Here is a 20,481-nt window from a genome sequence, read left to right as displayed (position 1 = left end):
GGGAACGCGCGGACCGACAGATCGACGGACCGGCTCAGGAGGTCGCCGCAGGCAGCAGCTGCACCCGCACGTCCGGCGGGAAGCCGGTCGTGGGACCGACGCGGCGGGCGAACTCGGCCACACCCGCGAGCTGTTCGGGCCCGAAACGGAAGTCCAGCGTGGTGAAGTACCGCTCCAGCATCTCGGCGTCGAAGGCCTCCCAGCGGGCCGCCTGCTCGGCGACCTTGCCGACCTCCTCCAGCGAGAGGTCCCGGGACGCGAGGAACGCCTCGTGCACCTGGCGCACGATCCGCGGCTCGCGCGCCAGGTAGTCGCGGCGGGCCGCCCAGACGGCGAAGACGAACGGCAGGCCCGTCCAGTCCTTCCACATCCGTCCCAGGTCGTGGACCCGGAGCCCGAGGCGGGGCGCGTCGTGCAGGGAGGCGCGCAGCGCTGCGTCCCCGATCAGCACGGCGGCCTGCGCCTCCTGCATCATCAGACCGAGATCGGGCGGACAGGTGTAGTAGTCGGGCGCGACGCCGTACTGCTCGGCGAGGAGCAGCTGGGCGAGCCGTACCGACGTACGGGACGTGGAGCCCAGCGCCACGCGCGCGTGGTCCAGCTGGTCCAGCGGCAGCTGCGACACGATCACACACGACATCACCGGCCCGTCGCAGCCCACGGCCAGATCGGGGAAGGCGACGAGATCGTCCGCGTTCCGCAGGAACTCGACCAGCGTGATCGGTGCGATGTCGAGTTCGCCGCGGATCAGCTGCTCGCTGAGCTTCTCGGGAGTGTCCTTGCTCAGCTCGAGGTCGAGCAGGGAGCCCGTACGGGCAAGGCCCCAGTAAAGGGGCAGGCAGTTCAGGAACTGGATGTGGCCGACCCGGGGCCGACCGTGACGGTGGCCGTCGCCGATGCGGTCGTCGGCGACGGGGGTGCCTGCGGCGTGGGTGCTGAGGGCGGCGCTGTCTGAGCGGTGTTCCACAGCGTGAGGCTAGACCCGGCGGCCCGGGGGAACGGCCGCGGGGCACCCTTCCCGTACCGGCGAGGCGGCCCGGAGGGCCGAATTCACCCGGACGGACCGCCGGGCCCGGTCCGGTACGTGTCCTACGGGGCCGATGTTCCGCTGTGCCGCGCCGCAGGCTCGCGCGGCTTTGCCGGTGTGAAACCGCCCGCCCGGGTGATCTTCTTCTCTTCCGGGACCTGCGCATACCTGCTAGGCTCGCCCCCAAGTTGCAGTTTGGTTTCCCTTGCAGTACAGAGCCTGCGGAGCATGTGACGCCGCAGGCTTTTGTAGTTTTCAGACTTCTTTGCAGGTTCTGGAGCAGGGCAACCCTTTGGCCCAAGGAGGGCTTTATGGCTACCGGAACCGTCAAGTGGTTCAACGCCGAGAAGGGCTTCGGCTTCATCGCCCAGGACGGCGGCGGTCCCGATGTCTTCGTCCACTACTCCGCGATCAACGCGTCTGGCTTCCGCTCCCTGGAGGAGAACCAGACCGTGACCTTCGACGTCACCCAGGGCCCGAAGGGCCCGCAGGCGGAGAACGTCACCCCGGCCTAAGGTGCCCGGGTCGACCGATCACGGTCGACGTGTTGGACCCGAGTGCAGTACCCAAGGAGCCCTGCCCCCGCTTCGGCGGAGGCAGGGCTCCTGCCTGTGTCACGTCCCGGCCCCGGCAGCCTGTCACATCCCGGCCACGCGGCGTTCCGTCCGCGCCGGCCCTGACGCCAGCCCCTCCGGGCAGGCCAGCTCCGGCTCCATCAGGTTCGGGCAGCAGATCAGCGCGTACGAGGCGAACCGCCCGTCCCGCAGGTGGAAGCCCCACACCACGTCCCCGCCCCATCGGAGCATGTCCGCCGCGACCGCCTCGCGCCGGGCCAGCGGTGGCGACTCGGCCTCTTCCGGGTGCAGCAGTGACGGTACGACCTCCTCGGTCCGCGCCCTGATCCACGCGGCCGCCTCCTCGGGGTCCGTGAAGGTGGAGCGGATCATGCGCCTGGGCTTGCGCAGCCACTGCGCCGGCCGCAGCGGAGTCACCTCCGATGCCGCGAAGGCAGCGGGGTACTCCGGCCGCCGCTCGCCCTCCTTGTCGAAGAGCCAGCGGGGCCCGACCCAGGCATACGCGTGGCAGTGCGCGGGCGCAGGCGCCCCTCCCGCCGCGTACGGCTCCGCGTACGGAGACCGCTCCACCTCTTCATTGTCAGCCCTGCTCGTAGAGGGCCGCGATCTGAGCCGCGTACCGCTCCGCGACAGCGCTGCGGCGGACCTTCAGGGTCGGGGTCAGGAGGCCGGAGTCGACCGTGAAGTCCTCGTCGAGAATCGCGAAGGCGCGGATCCGGGCCGGGCGGGCCAGCTGGGCGTTCGCGGCGGCGACGGCTTCCCGGCACAGCGCCCGTACGGCCGGGTGACGGGACGGACCGTCGTCCAGCGCCACGCCCTCGCGCCGCGCCCAGCCCGCGATCTCCTCAGCATCGAGGGTGAGCAGCGCGACCGGGTACGGGCGGTGGTCGCCGATCATCACCGCCCGGGAGATCCAGCGGGACTGCTGGATGGCGAATTCCACGAGCGACGGCGTCAGATTCTTGCCGGCCGAGGTGATGATCAGGTCCTTCTTGCGACCGGTGATGGTGAGATAGCCGTCGGCGTCCAGCGCGCCGAGGTCGCCGGTGTGCAGCCAGGCCTCCGCATCCACCGCCTCCCGGGTGGCCTCCGGGTTCCGGTGGTAGCCGGGGAAGACGTTCGGGCCGCGGACCAGCACCTCGCCGTCCTCAGCGATCTTGACCTCGCAGCCCGCCATGGGCCGCCCGACCGTGCCGTACCGCACCGCGCCCGGGTGGTTGAGCGCGATGACGCCGCCGGACTCGGTCATCCCGTACCCCTCGTAGACCGCGATGCCGCAGGCGCGCAGGAAGTCCAGGGTCTGCCGGGCGATGGGCGCGGCTCCGGTGAGGGCCCAGCGCAGCCGCCCTCCGAAGGCCGCGCGGACCAGGCCGTACAGCGCCCGGTCGGCCGCCTGCCATCGGTCCAGCAGCTCGCCCGTCGGCTCCTCGCCGCGCGCTCGCGCCTCGGCGACCTGCACACCCAGCCGTACGGCCGCGTCGAGGCGCTCCCGGCCGCCCTCCTGGGACTCGGCGAGCGCCAGGACGGTCGCATGGACCTTCTCGAACAGTCGTGGCACGGACGGGAGACGGGTGGGCCGGACCTCGGCCAGCTCGGCCACGATGTTCTCGATCTTCCCGCCGAAGTAGCAGAGAGTGCCGCCCTGGAGCAGGGTCTGGAACTGCACGAGCTGTGCCATGAGGTGCGCGAGGGGAAGGTAGAGATACGTGGTGTCGCCCGGGCCGCCGTCGGTGAGGTGGAGCGTGCCGTCCCGAACGGCGCCGATGTTGCCGTGCGTGAGGCGGCAGCCCTTGGGCAGGCCGGTGGTGCCGGAGGTGTAGACGATGGCGGCCAGGTCGTCACCCGTGCGCCGGGCGCTCCGCGCCAGGAGCTCGGGCAGCGGCGCGGGGTCGGGAAGGGCGGTCAGCGACAGATCGTCGTCCGTGGCCTCGGACATCAGGACGACGTGCCGCAGGCCCGTCAGTTTCCAGCGGATGCGCTCGATCTTCGCGGCCTGCGCAGCGTCCTCGCAGACGATCACGGTGGGGGCGGAGTCGCCGAGCACCCAGGTGACCTCCTCCTCGCCCGCGGTCGGGTAGACCGGGACGACGACCGCGCCCGCCGCCAGCGCGGCCAGCTGCGCGTACGTCCACTCGGGCCGGGTTTCGGCGAGGATCGCGACCCGGTCGTCCGGGCGAACGCCGAGCCCGCCGACGAATCCGCAGGCGATGGCCCGTACGGTCTCCCAGAGCTCCCCGTACGTGACCTCCGCCCAGCAGTCCCCCTTCCGGAACCGGAGGGCGGGCAGCTCGCCGAAGCGGTCGGCGGTCCACTCCGTGAACACGGCTAGGGTCTCCGGCTGTTCGCTCTGTTCGGGCTGTTCGGGCTGTTCGGGCTGTTCGGGCTGCTGGACGTGCCGGGCCTGCTCCATGGCGTCTCCCTCGGTCGCGTACCGTACGACGCTAGGGAGCGGGCGTGGCGGCCAGGGATGGCGGGAAACGTCACCGCGACTGGCCTCTCCGCTCACCGGAGCTCACGGGAGCCCACCTGCAATGTCGAGCCGGCGGACGATCTCAGTGCACCATGTGCGCGCCGCCCTGCGCGGAGCCCAGCGACTCGGCATCGACACCGTGCCGCTGCTGCAGCGGGCACAGATCCCTCCGCTGCTGCTCGGCGACGACCGGGCACGGGTCACGCCCGAGCAGTTCACGCGCCTCGTCAGGGCGCTGCACCGGGCCACCGACGACGAGTTCCTCGCCCTCGGATCCGCGCCCAGCCGGCGCGGCACCTTCGCGATGATGTGTTACGCCGCGCTGGGCTGCCGGGACCTGGGTGCCGCGCTGGAGCGGGGCATCCGCTTCTACGGGCTCTTCCCCAACGGTCCCGACCTCGCCCTCGAGCGCCCCGCGAGGCTCGCCGCCGGCTCCGAGGCCGTCTTCGTCGTCCGCAGTGATCTCGCCCACGACGAGGACCACTTCCTCTCCGAGTGCCTGGTGATCATCTGGCACCGGCTGTCCAGCTGGCTGATCGGCCGCCGTATCCCGCTGCTGCGCGCCGAGTTCGCCTATCCCGCGCCCCTGGCCCCGTACCGGCACGAATACGACATCCTGTTCGGCTGTCCGGTGCGCTTCGGTGCCGACCGCACGCGCGCCGCCATCGACGCGCACTGGCTGGCCGCCCCCGTCGTGCAGGACGAGTCGACCCTCGAGGCCCTGCTGCGGCGGGCACCCGCCGATCTGCTGAGCCGCCGCGAGTACGGCACGACGGTCGCCGAGCAGGTGCGCCGGGTGCTCGTCCGGGCCCTGCGGGGCGGCGGTACGGCCCGGCTGCCCGAGGTCGCCGAGGTCGCCGCCAGGCTGGCGGTCAGTCCGGCAACGCTGCGGCGCAGGCTCCAGCAGGAGGACACCTCCTTCCAGCGCCTGAAGGACGCGGTCCGTCGGGATGCGGCGATCACGGGGCTGGCGGAGGGACGGGAGCCGATCGCGGAGCTGGCGGCACGGCTCGGGTTCTCCGAGGACACCGCGTTCCACCGGGCCTTCCGCCGCTGGACCGGCACCACGCCGGGCGCGTATCGCCTCTCGGGCGGCGAACGCAGCGGCGCGGAAGCAGCCGACGGCGGAACTCACGGTGCAGGAGCCGGTGGCGCGTCTTGTGAGACGCAGAGTCAACAAAGCTGAGCTGTTCGGTCAGCGCCGACCTTACTCGTGAGTCACTACGTTCCCCCCAACGTCCAGAGATGGTCCGGTCGACCAGCCGGACCGGCCCAGCGCTTCCGGGCGCTTGTCGCCGGTCCGCCGCTCGGACAGTTGGGAGAGCCGCATGCATCGTGCACCAGTGCGCCCGTACCACCGGTGGGCCGTCGCCGCCACGGCGGGCCTGATCCTCGCGGCGGGCCTGCCATGGGCCGCCACCGCCATCGACGCCGGCGGCGAAGCCGTGAGCCGCCCGGGCGACATCGTCCGATCCGCCCCGACCTCCTTCCACCCCCTCCCGGGCCAGCCGACGAACACCCGGGCCTGGCACATCGAGTACCGCTCCAGCACCGCCAAGGGCGAGCCGAACGTCGTCTCCGGCACGGTGATCGTCCCCAACGACGGCAGGACGGGGCCGCGGCCGCTGGTCACGTACGCCGTCGGGACGGTCGGGCTCGGCGATCAGTGCGCCCCGTCGGCGGGGTTCCCGAACGGCACCACCACCGAAGCCACTCTGATCAACCAGGTGGTGCAGCGGGGCTGGGCGGTGGCCGTCACCGACTACGAGGGCCTCGGCACCCCTGGCGACCACACGTACACGGTCGGCCGGGCCGAGGGCCACGCCGTCCTCGACGCGGCGCGCGCCGCCCAGCGCCTCCCGGAGGCCGGTCTTTCGGCGGACGGGCCCGTCGGCATCATGGGCTACTCGCAGGGCGGGCAGGCCTCCAGTTGGGCGGCCGAGCTGCACGACTCGTACGCGCCTGAGCTGAAGGTCGAGGGCACGGCGACCGGCGGCGTGCCCGCCGATCTGCTGAAGGTCGCCGACTTCAATGACGGCAACATCGGCGCGGGCCTGATCCTGATGGCGGCCACCGGCCAGAACGCCGCCTTCCCGGAACTGCAACTCGACAAGTACCTCAACGACAAGGGGCGCTTCTACGTCGACTACATGAAGAAGAACTGCGTCGCTGCCAACACCACGGCGGGACTCTTCAAGCGGATCTCGGACGTGACGGTCAAGAACCCGCTGTACGAGGAGGACTGGCTGCGGCGGCTGCGCGAGAGCAACCTCGGTTCGCACGGCCCCGACCACCCCGTGTACCTGTACCACGGGACCGTGGACGAGCTGATCCCGTACGACGTGGGGCAGCGGCTGCGCGCCGACTGGTGCGCCAGGGGCACGGCTGTGCGGTGGACGTCACTGCCGCTCGGGCATGTGACGGCGGTGACGGCGGGAGCGGTCCCGGCGATCGACTGGCTCGCCGGCCGATTCTCCGGGAAGCCGGCGGACGGCAACTGCTCGTAGCGGCCGCCGGTCCGAAGACCCGTGGGTGCGGTGCTCCTGGTCCCGGCACCGCACCCACGGCTGCCGGCACGGACCTGCCTCAGCGGGTGGGTGACCAGGGGCGACCGTTCATGAGGTTCCCCAGCCCCGCCCAGGCGAAGTTCATCAGTGTCGCCGCTGTCTCCCGCGCCGACGGACCGTCCTCGCCGGGGCGGTCGTGCTTGCGGTCGTTCGCCCATCCGGCCAGCGACTCGGCCGCCCCTACCAGCGCGTGTGCCATCCCGGCCACCTCCCGCTCGGTCGGCTCGGGGTCGCACCCGGCCTCGCGTGCCGCCGCCGCGATGAGTTGCGTGACGAACGCGACGATGTCCACCCGCATGGCGGCGACTTCGCGGGCGAAGGGCTCCCCGTGCGTACGGGCCTGACTGTGCAGCACCGCCCAGCCGTCCGGATGCTCGGCGGTGTGCGCGAAGAAGGCCCGCAGCCCGTTCCAGAGCTGCTGCGCCGCGGACTCCGCATCCCGTTCGACCGCCTCCCGGACGGCCGCAAGCAGGGCCGCCCCCTCGCGCCGGATGCAGGCGCTGAACAACTCCTCCTTGGAGTTGAGATACAGATACACCAGCGGCTTCGACACGCCTGCCAGCTCGGCGATCTCGTCCATCGACGCGGCCCGGTACCCGCGCTGGGCAAAGGTCGCCACCGCCGCGTCGAGCATCTGCTGCTCCCGCACGGCGCGCGGCATCCGCTGCGCCCTCTCGCCCACGTCTCCGCCCTCCCCCCACCCGACTTACTGGCCGGTAATATAACCGGCCGGCCGCACGGCCCTCGTAGCCGCCGTCGGCTTCCGGCCTGCGGCGCAGCCCCGCCACAGCGTTCCCCGTGATCGCAGCCCAAGGCTCGCCCCTGCCCCACGGATTGCCGGGATACCGAGAAATACACCGGTCCTCGATTCACGGGTGTGACGGCCTGCCGCTGCTGGACGTCAACTGTTCGCGACAGTGAGCCAGATGGGAACGACGTTCCGTGCGCATGCCCGTCCCGGACCGGCGCCGGACGCCGACGAATCCGGAATCGGACAGCACAGAGCAGCGCCGCGAAGCAGCAAGATCTTCTGGGGATTCCCAAGCTCGCCCGCTGAGGTGCACGGTTCCCTGGCCGTCAGTACGGATTGCTCGCGACCCAGATCTCGGCAGTCCGACCAGAATGAATCCATGTCACCAGAAGTGGATGAGGCTCTTCGAGCTGCGGGCTGGCTGCCAGGGCGGAGGATCGACACGACTGCCTGGCGCGCTGAGCTGGAGCAGGAAGGCCTTCGCATTCATGAGGCCGCCGAGGTCTTCCTCCGAGAGTTTGGCGGCTTGGACGTCCGGCGGCCCTTCTCGTCCTCCACCACCTGCACCACACCAGCCCCTTCCTCCGCAAAGGCCGACCAACCGTCTTCCGCCGCATCCCAGCCCCCTTCACAAACACCCCTAGCAATGCTCCGCGCCCGTGCCTCCATTGGCCAGGGGATGACGGCACAGTGGTAGCTAGTCGGCACGGGGGCGAGGCCTGAGGATCAAAGCCTCCGCCGCCGACCGCGTGCCACCTCATGAGTCGATCAGAGCGTCGCTAGCCCCGTCTGGCTGTCCTCGGTGCAACGCGGCTGCCAAAGATGAGGGGATGACCAGCAGGATCGAACGTCGGCGCAGATCGATTCTGACCAAGCGTTATAGCCAGCAGTGTGCTACTGGGTGCGGATGGCATCAATCACGTCAACACGGGTCGCCTGACGGGCTGGTATCACGCCAACCAATAGGCCAAGCGCCACTGACACAACCAGGCCGACCAGAACTGCGCTTCCGGGCAACTCTGCATTCCCAAGGTCGATGCTTCCAATCGGTGGCATGACCTGCAGCGCGAACCAGGAAATGCCGACGGAGGCAATGCCCGCACCGAGTGTGATCACGACGGATTCCATGAGCACCGTCAGGAAGACCGACGCTCTGGTAGCTCCGAATGAACGGAGGACACCGAAGTCGCGGACACGTTGCTGGACGGATGCCAATCCCAGATTAAGAAATCCCAAACTGCCGGCGATCAACGCGATAGCGGCAGCACCAATGCCAACCCCTTGGATCACACGAAAGATCTTTTGAAATGCATCACTGTCATCGATACGACGTACGTCCACCCCGGAGGCCTCAAGATTACGTGCGAGACGGGCTAGGTCGCGAGCAACTAGTTGGGCTCCACTCGGCGAAATGGCATAGAGGTAACCAGCCTCAGGGGCAGGAAGTGTAGCCGATGTCGACTGCAGGGACTCATGAAGTCCATATACGGTGGCGTCCGTTCGCCCGTCGTCAACTTTCCCTATCACCCTGGCAGCAATGGCCGTGTCCCCCACCTTCAATACGGACACCGTACCAATTTCGTCCGAGGAAAGATCGCCGCCTGCGGCCTTATTAATCACTACAGGGACCGGGTAACGCCGGACGTCCTTGCTGCTATACCACCTGCCAGCAATTAGGTCGATAGAACGGACATGATTGTAAGACGGATCGACAGCAAATAGGTCGGTGCTGCGACCCGTGGAGGTTATGGCCTGGTAGCCGTCGTAGCGGCTACGGGAAGGGACGCCGAGTTGTGCCAGGCGCCGATCCGCATGCTCTACAACCTTGCGCGACAAAAAGTTTCCATCGGTGTCCAGTCCATCGAGCTTGTACGTCTCCGCTCGACCAGCGGACTTTTCGATGTCGCTCCGGATAGCGCGCTCCCCCAATCCGGTGAGAGCCACTACCACCACGAGGCAGGTAATGCCGACGACTACACTGGCTGCAGCGAGCAGAGTGCGTGTCGGATGCGCGGTGAGTTCATCCCGAACTGCCGCCATGAGGGATCGAAATCGCATGATTACTCCAGCACCCGTCCTTTGTCCAGATGGACTGTCCGGTCAGCCTGGAGGGCCAACTCCCGATCATGCGTGACAAGAAGCAGCGTTGCGCCGGCGCTCCGCACCTCGTCAATCAGTAGACGCATCACTTGCGTTCCGGTGTCTTCATCCAAGGAGCCGGTGGGCTCATCTGCAAGGACAATCTTGGGATTTCCGATGAGTGCACGGGCGATAGCAACTCGTTGCTGCTCGCCGCCGGACATCGTGGAAGGCACCGCATCCAGGCGATGTTCCAATCCAACCCGTCGCAGCTGCTCAACTGCCCGGCGCCTGCGCTCCCGCGCATCACAGGACGAGGTGAATAGCAACGGCGCAGCCACATTAGCAACGGCCGTGCGTCTTGCAAGGAGATTAAATTGCTGGAAGACAAAGCCGAGGTGCTGGCCTCTAAGCTGGGACAGTTCCGTGTCTCCGCATCCGGAGATGTCTTTGTCCTCGTAGAGGATGCGCCCGCGGGTTGGGGTGTCCAGCAGGCCAATCAAATTGAGCAAAGTGCTCTTGCCTGAGCCGGAACGGCCCACTACAGCGACGAACTCACCTGCGCGCACTGTCAGATTCACCTGGTCCAGCAAGGTGAGCGGCTGCCCATCACGGAGGACGACATCCTTTCCGACCTCCTCAAGCATGATCACTACTTGCCACCCGGTTCGAAGAAGGATGGTGGCGGGTCAAGCACTACGGAACCAGTCCTCAATCCCGAGGAGATTTCGACGTTGACGCCGTCGTGCAGCCCGAGCTTGACCTCTCGTGGATGTGGCTTTCCGTTCTCGACGACGTACACAGTTCCACGCTCTGATGATCCATCAACGGCGCTGAGTGGCAAAGTGACAACGTCTCGGGCCTCCCCGACGGTTAGAGCCAGTTCTGCCCCAACGCCTGGGTAGCCGATTCGCTGAGGAAAGCGGCACCGAATGCGGGTTGGGGCGTCTGGCCCCCCACCAGTCAGCCTGGAGAGGCGGCAGTCTTGGGTAGCAGGGCCCCCGTCAACCTTTCCCTTCCCGGTGGTGGGCAGGTTCGAGAAGCGTACGAGCTGCTCAGGTCGGATTTCCGCTTCGATAGTGCGAGATCGCTGGATGCTGTCCTTATCAGACGCCTCAGTCGAGTCTCGGTCGGCCACCACGCTTCCATCGAGCACGATGACTGAACGAATCGTGCCGCGACTGGTGGTTACATGGCGAGGTGAGGCATCGGCCAGGGGGGATTTCACTTGCTCAGTTGTCGCAGAAGGGCCTGTTGCCTGCTGGGCCAGCCAACCGCCAGTGACGCTTCCCGCCAGAATGAGAAGCCCAACACCAACAGTTCTAAATATACGCATTTTCACGAGTAGCTCTTACAATTGTTGTCAACGTACTGGCTCATCGTGCTAAAGTCCCCCAATTCCGCCTTGCTTTGGGTGGATTCTACCAACTGCCGGTAGCTGACGTCATTGCGCTTGTACGCTGGCAGATTGCGCAATTCCTTGAGCTCTGCCAGGGCCTTTTCCTGGCCCCGTTCATCGTCCTTTTCCGCGCTCTTTAGCGCAGCCAAACTCCACGCGCAGGTCACCTCGTCCAGGACCATGGCCTGCGCGGCACCCTCCTCATAGATGTCCTTCTGTCCGCCCGCCACCTGGTCTTGCCAGTGCCATCCCTTAGGGAGCGAGACCTTCTGGCGCTCCTTGACTAGCTGCTTCTTGACTTTGTCCTTGGTGGTCCAACCGTCAGGGATCTCATTTCCCCCTCCGCAACCAGTGAGTCCTGCCAAGAGCATTCCTGTCACCAGTGCTGCCCAGCCTGCGTTTGCGCGCATGTAAGTTTCCATCCTTCATTGCGGTCGATCGAACGTTAGGAAAGCTATCGGCGCCAGGCCCGCAGAGGCCTGGCGCCGACGTTATCGATTTGCGCCTGTCAGAGGTTACGCCAATCGATGTGGGCGAACCAGGTGTCCTGCCAGTCCGTCTCGAAGGTGCCCTCGTATTGGCGGGCGTTCCAGTAGAAGCACTTACCAGAATTGACGCCCATATTGCGCCACGCGTAGGTGCCGGCGGTGAAATACTGATCGGAATAGGTGATTCCGCCACCGCCCGACCCGGAAGTCGGCTTGTGGCGCATGTCGTCGCCATCCGGGTAGCTGCTCATCTGGAAGTACACGACCCCGTGTGAAGATGGGACGCACCGCTTGGTGGAATAGTGGGCCCAACCGTCGTCATAGACGGTTCCCGACATGTCCTCAGTGGTGGCGTTTGCTATCCCCGTTGCCGCTACGCCTGCGAGGGCGGTAGCAATTGCAACGAACGCGAGCTTTCGCTTCAGCCGCATTCGATCCTCCTGAATCAGCGGAGTGTTTATGTGTTGCTTGAAGGTTGTGATGCATGCGATGGCGTGACACGCAACCTAATTGGCGTTACACCATGACGAACTCGCTGCCACCTACTTGTACTCGATCTTGCCGAACCAGGTGTCCTGCCAGTCCGTCTCGAAGGTGCCTTCATATTGGCGTGAGTTCCAGTAGAAGCAGTCGCCCGAGCCCATGCTCATGCTTCGCGCCGTGTAGGTGCCGGCGCTGAAGTACTGGTCGGTGTAGGCAGTTCCCCCGCCGCCAGACCCAGAGGTCGGCTTGTGGCGCACGTCGTCACCATCCGGGTAACTGCTCATCTTGAACCAGACACTGGTGCTAGCGCAGCGCCTGGTCGAATAGTGCGACCACCCGTCGTCGTAAACCGTCCCCGACATATCGAGGTAAGTGGCACTTGCGGTCCCGACCCCAGCCACGCTCGCGAGAGCGGCGGTAATGGCGACTACAGCGAGCTTTCGCTTCAACTGCATTCGTCCTCCCCTGAATCCGTAAAGCTTGAAGCGACCTGACGAACTGTCGTGGCGTGCGGCATGACGCAGCTCGAAACCGCCCGTCGGCGCACACAATGAGGCAGGCTGCCCCGACCTAGTACTCGATCTTGCCGAACCAGGTGTCCTGCCAGTCCGTCTCGAAAGTTCCCTCGTATTGGCGCGAATTCCAGTAGAAGCACTCGCCCATGCTGGGGCCCATGGTTTTTGCCGTGTAGTCGCCAGACGTGAAGTACGTGTCGGAGTAGACGCGGCCCCCGCCGCCCGACCCAGAGGTCGGCTTGTGGCGCATGCTGTCGCCGTCCGGGTAGCTGCTCATCTTGAATCTGGCAGCTCCGATAAAGGCTGAAACACAACGCTGTTTGGAATAGTGGGACCAACCGTCGTCGTAAACCGTCCCCGACATATCTGTGAACGTGGCGCTCGCGGTGCCGACGCCGGCCACGCTCGCGAAGGCGGCAGCAACGGCCACGATCGCCAGCTTTCGCTTCAACTGCATTCGAACCTCCCCGACTCGAAAGATGTTGACGTGCACACGCCTAGAGCATTGACGTGGGCACGGCGGAGATCATTAAACACTCTTTCTTGCCTATGTACATACGGTGACTAGCTTGATCAACTGTGTCGTGAATCACGGGACAAATCACCTTGAATAATGGCTTTCACGACTTCCTCTTCCTCTCCCACGGGCTATATAGCGGATAAAGAGTGGATTTAAGGACGCAGGCCTCCTCGATCCTTAGTCCGCACTGCGCACTCAGCCGTCTTGCCCGGTTCATCGCCCCAGGCCCCAGCGACGCATCCTCACGCATGTAGCGCATCTCCTCACGGGCCAACCGACCCCGCCAGTTGCCCTGCATCAGCAAACGCACAGCGTTGGGCAAATTCGTACCCTGTTGAACCACCGAAAACGGTCCCCTCCCATGCAGGGAGGAGACCGCAGTTCCAGATGGTGACGATCCGTCACCGAGTACCTCGTGGGAGCCCGCTCCAGGCACCAGGCTTCCCGCCGACTAGGCGAGGTACCACTTGTAGACGTAGCCGAACGTCCGCTTGCTCAGACCTCCCCTGCCCTTCTGCGTCAGGACAACCCCGACCCAGTCCCGGTTGTACGAAGGGTGGAACTGTATGCGGACAAAGACCCTGTCCCCGTTGCACAGCAGCCCCTTGATCCGGCCGTTGAAGGACGGTGCCGCCCGCAGCCGGAGCCCGTCCGTCGCCACGCGCTTCGTGACCCCGGCCTTGCCCGGGGGGCGCCCGCCGTGACCTGCGACGCGGCCCCACCCAGGGAAGCCGCATCGGCGCGTGAGGACCCTGCGCCCAGTGCACACAGGAGCCCCAAGACCGCGGCGGCTACCGCCAACCACAGCCGATTCCGTACCAACTGCATCGCATGCCTTCCGACTCGCAGTTCGCAATAGCGAAGGCAAGGAGACAAGATCGTGCCCTACTAGGGGTCGATGGCCTACGAGGCTTTACGCAGCCACCATGGGGCGAGCCTCTGATCTCTGAACTTGCCCGATCACATCGCGTCAGCGAACGCGTCCGCCCCGGTACCATTCGGCACCGGGATTCCCTGTGGACTCCCGCCGGACCACCCCGCGCTTACCAGGGCTAAGGGGTGGGTCCGGTCTCGTATGCGGTTGTCTGCGACCCTCACCCGAATCGGTCGCCATGGGTTCGTGCATGTGCGGCCCGGCCTCCGACGCCATAGAAGCCGGGCCGCGTCGGCAACGATTGGCCGTCAAGCCGTTGCCGCTCCCGAACGCGTGCTTGCTCCCAGCAGGCGAAGTTGCCCCCAGACCAGTGGGGCTCCACCCGCCTGGTCACGCGCTCAAGGGAATCGGAAGGGCGAGGACCGCCACTGCCGTCACTCGCGACAGCCCCCGCCCTGCTCTACGGCGGATACCGAATCAGCCGCGCCTCACGATGCAGCCGGATCGCCGCATACAGTCAGCACCTGCTGACGCCGAACCGATCCGCGATCTCGTCATGCCGCACCCCCTGGGCCCGCAGCTCGCTGTACTCGGCCAGCTGCTCGGTGCTCACTGCGACGTTGGGCAACCGCACCCGCATCCCATGCGCCTCCAGCAGCGACAGCACCCGCGCACGGCTAAGTCCGTACCGGCCCGCAACCCAGACCCGTTCGCCGCCGCTCACCGGACACTCACCAACTCAGCCCGGAAGAACGCGGTGATGATGCCCCGAAAACCCGTGTGACCCGTCCGGCCCGCATGCCCCAGACACCAGACCTCCGGCCCCTCCCTGTCATCCGCAGCACTCGACTGATCCCCGCACGTCGTGCACTCCGCCTCATAGACCGGCCCGCTCCCAGACTCGTCCACGCGCAAAGACCAATCGGCGAACCACATCACAGACCGCACCGCCATCACTAAGACCCCCGCAAGGCGCGCCGACCGCCACGTTCGACGTTCATCACGTCCGAGGCCCGCAGGCGCACAGGCGGGCCCGATCTGAAGACCAGCACCACCGCAGGTTCGCCCGAGGAACGACCGTCTGACCGGACAGCCTTCACCTCCCGATGCCGACCCCGGTCGATCAACTGGTCACCGCTCCGCACCCGCAAAGCACGGACACGACCACCATTACGAGCCATCCTGGTCACCATCTCCGCTACTCGCCGTCAACACGGCCCACACAACCTTTCCGACCCCGACCCGTTCGTTTACTCCCCAGCGGTCGGACAGCGCTGCCAGAAGTGCCAGGCCCCGCCCGTGTTCCGCGTCCGTATCGGGCGCCTGCTTCTGCTCCCACATCTCAGCCGCGTCGTGGACCTCGATTCGCACGCCATCGCCCTCGCGCAGATAGCGCGTCTCGATCTCCCGACCAGGCGACACACGCGAATGCCGCACGGCATTGGTCACGAGCTCTGAGACGGCCAGGAGCGCCGCGTCCTCGATTTCGATCAGGCCCCAACTGGCCAGTGTCTTGCGCAGCTCGGCACGCGCCCGACCAACAGAGCGAGGGTGACGCGACCAGCGCCGGACCACAGTTGCGCTGTCCGTCTCCACTCGGCGCAGCCGAAGTGCGGACGCCTTGGGTGAGCGATCAATCTGTGCAAGGCGGCTACTCACGTCGTCTACCTCGGTCCCGTTGTTGGCGAACCAGCTGTGCATTCATGCTGACGACGTGCCAAGCCCCCAACTTTCACACTTGAGTGAAAGCCAGGGGCACAGGGTGAAAGGGCTACGGCTACAGGCCTACCCAGGCGGCGAGGTGATCGAGAGTGTCCGGGGTACGCCGGGACAGCTGGACGAGGCCTCTGATCGTTTCGCGTGCGCCGGAGTGATACCGGGTCTGCTGGGGCGCCAACCTGCGTGCCATCACGATGGATTTCAAGGCGGCCTCGGATCGACCGGCTTCCATCTCGGCGCGCGCTTGGTCGATGTAGAAGTGAGCGACTCGGGAAAGTGCCCAGCCCTTGGGGATCCGTACCTGTGCCGCATGCCGTAGCGCTTCGCCGTACTGCCGCATCTCGACGTTGGTGGATACGGCATGCACCGCGACGTTGGTCGGCCCGAACGACAACCAGTGCACATCCGTCGCCTCGCCGATTCGATCCGCATAGGACCGCGCTTCGGCCAGGTGCGTCGTGACGGCGTCGTGGTCACGAGCCCGGGCGGCGATGACTGAGGCCCCGAGATGGAGTTGTCCCGCTACGGCATGCCTTTCCCTCGTGATCGGCGACTGCTCCAACAGCCCACGCCCGGAGGCGATGAGACGTTGGCCGATCGTGTATTCGCCTTCACGGAAGTAGACGAACGCGCGCATGTACTGGCGCACGGCTGACAACAGCGGATCGGACGCGCGCACCGCTGCCCAGTCCATTCGGTCCAGCGCCACCGTCGACAGGTCGTAGAAACCGAGCTTTAACGGCCACGTCGTGTGCGGTGCGGTAGGTGCTCGACAAAGCTGCCCACAGGTCGGACGACGGCGTGCGGTGCGCGGCTGTAGTGATCTCAGCGATCGTGCCAGGGAGATCACGAGCTGCGTCGTGGAGCTTCGTGGCCCGGACCTGTTGGCAAAGATGATGGGCGGCGGCGACAAGCTGGGGCGTGGGCCGAGGAGCGATGTCGGGATCCGCCCCCAGGTCGTAGAGATCAAGAGCCTCCCGGATGGGCCGGATCAACTCCGTCAATCGATCCTGCTGGAGCTCAGTCACGTACGGCTGACCAGTCAGCGCGGTGACATCGACACACAGCGCCTGCGCGACTGTGGCCACCAGGTCCGGACTGGCAGGCTTATGACCGGACTCAACCTGCGTGAGCAGGCTGTAGGAGTACGGAATCTTCTGAGCCAACCCGCGCTGCGTCAGCCCGGCTCGCTTCCGATGATGTGCGATCCGAGCGCCCGTGTGATCGTCGCCGGGGAAGGGCATCCAACGCTCCGTTCCATGACTCGCTCATCGAAACGCTACCCGTCGGGCTGCTGCCGAGAACGACGAACGGCGATCTACCCACCGCCGAGCACGGTTGCAGGAGCAGGCCCGACAGGGTGGACTGCCACCATGAACGCGAACCGTGTCCTCTATGTGCTGGGCAGCGCCGCCCCACCGGTGCTCAACGTCGGGGGGTTCATCGAGCGCGCGCAAGCTGCGGGCTGGGACGTCTGCCTGGGGCTCACCCCTACGGCAGCACGCTGGCTTGACGATCAACTCCCCGCGCTGGAGAAGCAGACTGGGCATCCGGTGCGCAGCCAGTACAAGCTCCCGAAAGAGCCGGACGTCTGGCCGCCTGCAGATGTCGCCGTCGTCGCACCCGCCACGTTCAACACGATCAACCAATGGGCGCTGGGGATCACCGACAAGTTCATCGTCGGCTTCGCGGCCGAGGGCATCGGCAAGGGCATCCCGCTGGTGGCAATGCCGTGCGTCAACGCCGCCTACGTTCAGCACACACAGTTCCATACGAGCATCGCGGCTCTGCGAGCCATGGGCGTGCACGTGCTGTACGGAGAAGGCGGATTCGTACCCAACGAGCCAGGCAAAGGCCGACCGTGCGCCTACCCATGGCACCTTGCCCTGGAGGCGGCCCAGTCAGTCCTCAGCCGGCGCAACGCCGGAGGAGGATGAGAAGGTGCTTTGCTCCCGAGTTTTCGTTTGATTCGAGGTTTAGGTGCCGCGCCAGGTCGGGGTGGATTCGCCGGTGAGGAGGCAGGCCATCAGGTCGATCATCGCGATGTGGATCACGGCAGCGGACCGGTCGGGCAGGGCCTCGTAGCCCCCTTCTCCCAGCGGGCGAAGTAGCCGTACACCGTCTCCCAGGGCGGCAGGTAGCGCCAGGGGATCCCGGTCCGGTCCACATACAAGATCGCGGGTTGAGCGGACCTTGACTCTCGTGTACCGCATCGCGCCCTCGGAATGAGGTAGCGAGGCTGGCGGCGTGAACCCTCACCAGGTACCTTGTTCCGCATGGTACTGCCTGGTGGTGCGCGTTCCGGAGTGAGCCAACTCCGACGTGGGGTCCTGCAGTTCTGCGTTTTGGCACTACTGCGTGACGGCGAGAAGTACGCCTTTGAACTGGTGCGGGAACTATGCGATGCACACGGGCTCGTGACCAGCGAGGGCACCATCTATCCGCTGCTTTCGCGGCTTCGGAAGGAAGAGTGGGTCAGCACGGTCTGGCAGGAGTCCGACACCGGGCCTCCACGCCGCTACTACACGCTGACGGCTGCGGGGCGACTGGCACTGGCGGACTTCACCGCTGAGTGGGCGCCTTTCAAAACCGCTGTAGACAACCTGCTGGACAGTGAGGAGAACCACCAGTGACCTCAAGGCAGAATCAGCTCATCGAGGAGTACCTGCGTCGCCTTGACAACGCTTCCGTCTTCCTCACAGCTGACCGTCGGCAAGAACTCAGGCAGGAGATAGTCGAGCACATAGACGCTGCCCTCGAAGAAGCAGACACCCTGCACGTCAACGCAGTACGCGCCGTTCTGGAGCGGCTGGGGCCACCGGCGGACATCGTGGCCGCCGAGCTGGGCCCGAGATCCACAGGCTCCACGCCTATCGTCAGGCAGATTCCCTCCTCCGCCCTCGCGACTCATAAGGGTGAGCCGGGCCACGAAGGCAGGAGACGGCAACGGCTGGACGACATCGCTGCGCCTGCTGCCGCCCTCGCTCGGCCTCGGAGGACTGTGATGCTTCTGAGTGGGGCAGCGGCGGCCGCCGTTGTTGCCGGTTTGCTAGCCCTCGGCGCGATCAGCAGCGAACACGATCAACCTCCACCCGCCATCGAGAAACCGTCGATCGGCCCCTCCCAAAGCGATGCACCCTCCAGCGAAATGCCCGATTGGTCCCCCACTGCAAGTCCCGACATCACCATCGCGCCCTCGGAGGAGCCCTCCCACGTTCCCGTCGATCCCACAGAGTCAGCTTCGTGAGAAGCGCGGCTCAGCGACAGGGATGAGGCTCCTTGATCCCGCTGTCTGTGCGGGGGCCTTTGCGGGGCAGCCGCCGGGCCATGAGGGTGACGAGTGACCAGGTGAGGCTCCCTACCCGTTCGGCCACCGGAGAGCACAGAGCCCCCAATCCCAGCGAGGGATGGGGGCTCCGTGTCGACGGTTCAGCCGCGACTCTACGCGGCAGCCGCAACCGCCTGCGGTTCGGCGTCGGCGCCTTCGAGGCCGTGGGACTTGGCCTTGCTGTACGCGTCGCGGTCGAGGATTCCCTCACGTGCGGCGACGAGCAACGTGCAGACCGATTGGCCGGCGACGTTCGTGGCGGTGCGGATCATGTCCAGGACCGGATCGATCGCCAGCAGCAGGCCGACGCCCTCCAGCGGGAGGCCCAGGGTCGACAGCGTCAGCGTGAGCATCACGGTGGCGCCGGTCAGGCCGGCGGTGGCCGCCGAGCCGATCACCGAGACGAAGGCGATGAGCAGGTAGTCACCGATACCCAAGTGCACCTGGAAGATCTCGGCGATGAAGATCGCGGCAAGTGCCGGGTAGATCGCCGCGCAGCCGTCCATCTTGGTGGTGGCGCCGAACGGCACCGCGAAGGAGGCGTACTCCCGCGGCACACCGAGGCGCTCGGTGACCCGCTGGGTGACCGGCATGGTGCCGACCGAGGAGCGGGAGACGAAGGCCAGCTGGATGGCGGGCCAGGCGCCCCGGAAGAACTGCAGCGGATTGACCTTGGCGACGCCTGCCAGCAGCAGCGGGTAGACACCGAACATCACCAGCGCGCAGCCGATGTAGACGTCCGCCGTGAAGGTGGCGTACTTGCCGATGAGGTTCCAGCCGTACGTGGCGATGGCGTGGCCGATGAGGCCGAGCGTGCCGAGCGGGGCGAGCCGGATGACCCACCAGAGCGCCTTCTGCAGCAGCTCCAGAACGGACTGGCTGAAGGTGAGGATCGGCTGGGCCTTCTCGCCGAGCTGCAGCGCGGCGATACCGGCGACGGCTGCCATGAAGACGATCTGCAGCACGTTGAGTTCGGTGAACGGCGTGATGACGTCCGTCGGCACGATGCCGGTCAGGAAGTCGATCCAGGAGCCCGCCTCTTCGGGCTTGCCGCCGTCCTTGGCGGTGAGGCCGGTGCCGGCGCCCGGGTTGGTGACCAGGCCGATCGCCAGGCCGATGGCGACCGCGATCAGCGAGGTGACCATGAACCAGAGCAGAGTACGGGTGGCCAGCCGGGCGGCGTTGTTGACCTTCCGCAGATTGGTGATGGACACCAGGATCGCGAAGAAGACGAGCGGGGCGACGGCGAGCTTCAGCAGCTGAACGAAGATCGAACCGATCTTGTCGAGCGTGGTGACGAGCCAGCCGACGTCACCGCTCCTGGCTATCCAGCCCAGGAGCACGCCGAGAACAAGGCCCAGAAGTATCTGGGCCCAGAACGGCAACTTCGGGAGGGAGAAGCCTGCCGGCTTCTTCGCAGGGGCTTCGGTGGACACAGGCACACTCCGGCAAGGAAAGGACAGACAGAATCGAGGGGGACCACGAGAGGAGAGCGAGGGTGAAGAGCGCAGCGGCCCGAAGAGAGGTGCGCAGTTCCAGGAAATCCCGGTGAATTCCGGTGAGTTCCGGTTCGCGCCCCGGGGGCGGCGACGAGGGCTGTCGCTCAGGCTCGGACGCGGCGACAGGCCGCAGACACCCGGCGGCACAGATCGACGTGCAACCGCGCCACGAGCGAGATGCTCAGGG

General features: G+C 66.4%; 22 protein-coding genes and 3 pseudogenes. 7 read left to right on the top strand and 18 right to left on the bottom strand.

The genetic code is table 11. The features are described from left to right. Positions 1-34 precede the first annotated feature (34 nt). Entirely contained in the window at positions 35-898 is an 864-nt protein-coding gene (locus tag ACTWQI_RS23415; protein ID WP_443273511.1) for a menaquinone biosynthetic enzyme MqnA/MqnD family protein, read from the bottom strand. 440 nt (positions 899-1,338) lie between these two features. Between ACTWQI_RS23415 and ACTWQI_RS23410 the strand changes: the two genes are divergently transcribed. Further along, entirely contained in the window at positions 1,339-1,542 is a 204-nt protein-coding gene (locus ACTWQI_RS23410) for a cold-shock protein (RefSeq protein WP_030620150.1), read from the top strand. Between the two features lie 123 nt (positions 1,543-1,665). On the opposite strand, the gene ACTWQI_RS23405 is transcribed toward ACTWQI_RS23410, so the two are convergent. Together ACTWQI_RS23405 and ACTWQI_RS23400 are read right to left on the bottom strand one after the other, a co-directional pair. After that, positions 1,666-2,172: a hypothetical protein gene (locus tag ACTWQI_RS23405; protein ID WP_443273435.1), complete on the bottom strand. Its 507-nt coding sequence runs from the start codon at positions 2,170-2,172 to the stop codon at positions 1,666-1,668. Between the two features lie 10 nt (positions 2,173-2,182). Continuing rightward, positions 2,183-4,012: an AMP-dependent synthetase/ligase gene (locus ACTWQI_RS23400; protein ID WP_443273433.1), complete on the bottom strand. Its 1,830-nt coding sequence runs from the start codon at positions 4,010-4,012 to the stop codon at positions 2,183-2,185. Positions 4,013-4,133: 121 nt separating this feature from the next. On the opposite strand from ACTWQI_RS23400, the gene ACTWQI_RS23395 reads away from it, so the two are divergent. Next, the gene (locus ACTWQI_RS23395) at positions 4,134-5,258 is read left to right on the top strand and encodes an AraC family transcriptional regulator (protein WP_443273431.1); all 1,125 of its coding nucleotides are present in this window, start codon (positions 4,134-4,136) and stop codon (positions 5,256-5,258) included. A 142-nt stretch (positions 5,259-5,400) separates the two neighbouring features. Beyond that, positions 5,401-6,579 carry a lipase family protein gene (locus ACTWQI_RS23390; RefSeq protein WP_443273429.1) on the top strand — a complete coding sequence of 393 codons (1,179 nt, stop codon included), beginning with the start codon at positions 5,401-5,403 and terminating at the stop codon, positions 6,577-6,579. A 79-nt stretch (positions 6,580-6,658) separates the two neighbouring features. Here the strand turns inward: ACTWQI_RS23390 and ACTWQI_RS23385 are convergent, their stop codons facing one another. Beyond that, on the bottom strand, positions 6,659-7,300 hold the full coding sequence (locus ACTWQI_RS23385; RefSeq protein ID WP_443273510.1) for a TetR/AcrR family transcriptional regulator: 642 nt from the start codon (positions 7,298-7,300) through the stop codon (positions 6,659-6,661). Positions 7,301-7,565: 265 nt separating this feature from the next. Here ACTWQI_RS23385 and ACTWQI_RS23380 point away from each other — a divergent pair, with 265 nt between their 5' ends. Further along, on the top strand, positions 7,566-8,087 hold the full coding sequence (locus tag ACTWQI_RS23380; RefSeq protein ID WP_443273428.1) for an SUKH-3 domain-containing protein: 522 nt from the start codon (positions 7,566-7,568) through the stop codon (positions 8,085-8,087). 197 nt (positions 8,088-8,284) lie between these two features. Here ACTWQI_RS23380 and ACTWQI_RS23375 read toward each other — a convergent pair whose 3' ends face one another. The 11 genes and pseudogenes from ACTWQI_RS23375 to ACTWQI_RS23325 form a co-directional block, all read right to left on the bottom strand. Continuing rightward, positions 8,285-9,448, bottom strand: coding sequence for an ABC transporter permease (locus ACTWQI_RS23375; RefSeq protein WP_443273426.1), 1,164 nt, complete (start codon positions 9,446-9,448; stop codon positions 8,285-8,287). 2 nt (positions 9,449-9,450) lie between these two features. Further along, complete coding sequence (locus ACTWQI_RS23370; RefSeq protein WP_443273424.1) at positions 9,451-10,116, bottom strand: ABC transporter ATP-binding protein; 666 nt, start codon at positions 10,114-10,116, stop codon at positions 9,451-9,453. Positions 10,117-10,807: 691 nt separating this feature from the next. Then, complete coding sequence (locus tag ACTWQI_RS23365) at positions 10,808-11,278, bottom strand: hypothetical protein (protein ID WP_443273422.1); 471 nt, start codon at positions 11,276-11,278, stop codon at positions 10,808-10,810. A 98-nt stretch (positions 11,279-11,376) separates the two neighbouring features. Beyond that, positions 11,377-11,787, bottom strand: a complete 411-nt coding sequence (locus ACTWQI_RS23360) for a hypothetical protein (protein WP_443273420.1) — start codon at positions 11,785-11,787, stop codon at positions 11,377-11,379. A 111-nt stretch (positions 11,788-11,898) separates the two neighbouring features. After that, a complete protein-coding gene (locus ACTWQI_RS23355) occupies positions 11,899-12,294 on the bottom strand; it encodes a hypothetical protein (protein WP_443273418.1) in 396 nt (131 codons plus the stop codon). 115 nt (positions 12,295-12,409) lie between these two features. Further along, the gene (locus ACTWQI_RS23350) at positions 12,410-12,811 is read right to left on the bottom strand and encodes a hypothetical protein (RefSeq protein ID WP_443273416.1); all 402 of its coding nucleotides are present in this window, start codon (positions 12,809-12,811) and stop codon (positions 12,410-12,412) included. A gap of 514 nt (positions 12,812-13,325) precedes the next feature. After that, the gene (locus ACTWQI_RS23345) at positions 13,326-13,535 is read right to left on the bottom strand and encodes an SH3 domain-containing protein (RefSeq protein WP_443273414.1); all 210 of its coding nucleotides are present in this window, start codon (positions 13,533-13,535) and stop codon (positions 13,326-13,328) included. Positions 13,536-14,265: 730 nt separating this feature from the next. After that, entirely contained in the window at positions 14,266-14,472 is a 207-nt protein-coding gene (locus tag ACTWQI_RS23340; RefSeq protein WP_443273412.1) for a hypothetical protein, read from the bottom strand. Then, positions 14,469-14,702, bottom strand: coding sequence for a DUF7848 domain-containing protein (locus ACTWQI_RS23335; protein WP_443273411.1), 234 nt, complete (start codon positions 14,700-14,702; stop codon positions 14,469-14,471). The genes ACTWQI_RS23340 and ACTWQI_RS23335 overlap by 4 nt, the downstream gene beginning before the upstream one ends. Before the next feature lie 216 nt (positions 14,703-14,918). After that, positions 14,919-15,344, bottom strand: a complete 426-nt coding sequence (locus ACTWQI_RS23330; protein WP_443273409.1) for an ATP-binding protein — start codon at positions 15,342-15,344, stop codon at positions 14,919-14,921. Between the two features lie 181 nt (positions 15,345-15,525). Beyond that, a pseudogene (locus tag ACTWQI_RS23325) lies at positions 15,526-16,711 on the bottom strand (helix-turn-helix domain-containing protein). A 129-nt stretch (positions 16,712-16,840) separates the two neighbouring features. Between ACTWQI_RS23325 and ACTWQI_RS23320 the strand changes: the two are divergent. Beyond that, a complete protein-coding gene (locus tag ACTWQI_RS23320) occupies positions 16,841-17,404 on the top strand; it encodes a flavoprotein (protein WP_443273408.1) in 564 nt (187 codons plus the stop codon). Between the two features lie 39 nt (positions 17,405-17,443). On the opposite strand, the pseudogene ACTWQI_RS23315 reads toward ACTWQI_RS23320, so the two are convergent. After that, positions 17,444-17,551, bottom strand: a pseudogene (locus ACTWQI_RS23315) (IS5 family transposase); the annotation flags it as partial. 5 nt (positions 17,552-17,556) lie between these two features. After that, positions 17,557-17,745: pseudogene (locus ACTWQI_RS23310) on the bottom strand (transposase); the annotation flags it as partial. Between ACTWQI_RS23310 and ACTWQI_RS23305 the strand changes: the two are divergent. Both ACTWQI_RS23305 and ACTWQI_RS23300 read left to right on the top strand, forming a co-directional pair. Next, entirely contained in the window at positions 17,744-18,100 is a 357-nt protein-coding gene (locus tag ACTWQI_RS23305) for a PadR family transcriptional regulator (protein WP_443273406.1), read from the top strand. The pseudogene ACTWQI_RS23310 and the gene ACTWQI_RS23305 overlap by 2 nt on opposite strands. After that, positions 18,097-18,714 (top strand): HAAS signaling domain-containing protein, encoded by a 618-nt coding sequence (locus tag ACTWQI_RS23300; protein ID WP_443273404.1) that lies wholly within the window; start codon positions 18,097-18,099, stop codon positions 18,712-18,714. The genes ACTWQI_RS23305 and ACTWQI_RS23300 overlap by 4 nt, the downstream gene beginning before the upstream one ends. A gap of 194 nt (positions 18,715-18,908) precedes the next feature. Here ACTWQI_RS23300 and ACTWQI_RS23295 read toward each other — a convergent pair whose 3' ends face one another. Continuing rightward, positions 18,909-20,237, bottom strand: coding sequence for a dicarboxylate/amino acid:cation symporter (locus ACTWQI_RS23295; protein ID WP_443273402.1), 1,329 nt, complete (start codon positions 20,235-20,237; stop codon positions 18,909-18,911). Positions 20,238-20,481: the final 244 nt, after the last annotated feature.

Source organism: Streptomyces sp. KR80 (assembly GCF_052245555.1).
Taxonomy (GTDB): domain Bacteria; phylum Actinomycetota; class Actinomycetes; order Streptomycetales; family Streptomycetaceae; genus Streptomyces.
The sequence above is the reverse complement of the archived record's forward strand: the minus strand, read 5'-3'. Positions and strand labels throughout refer to the sequence as shown.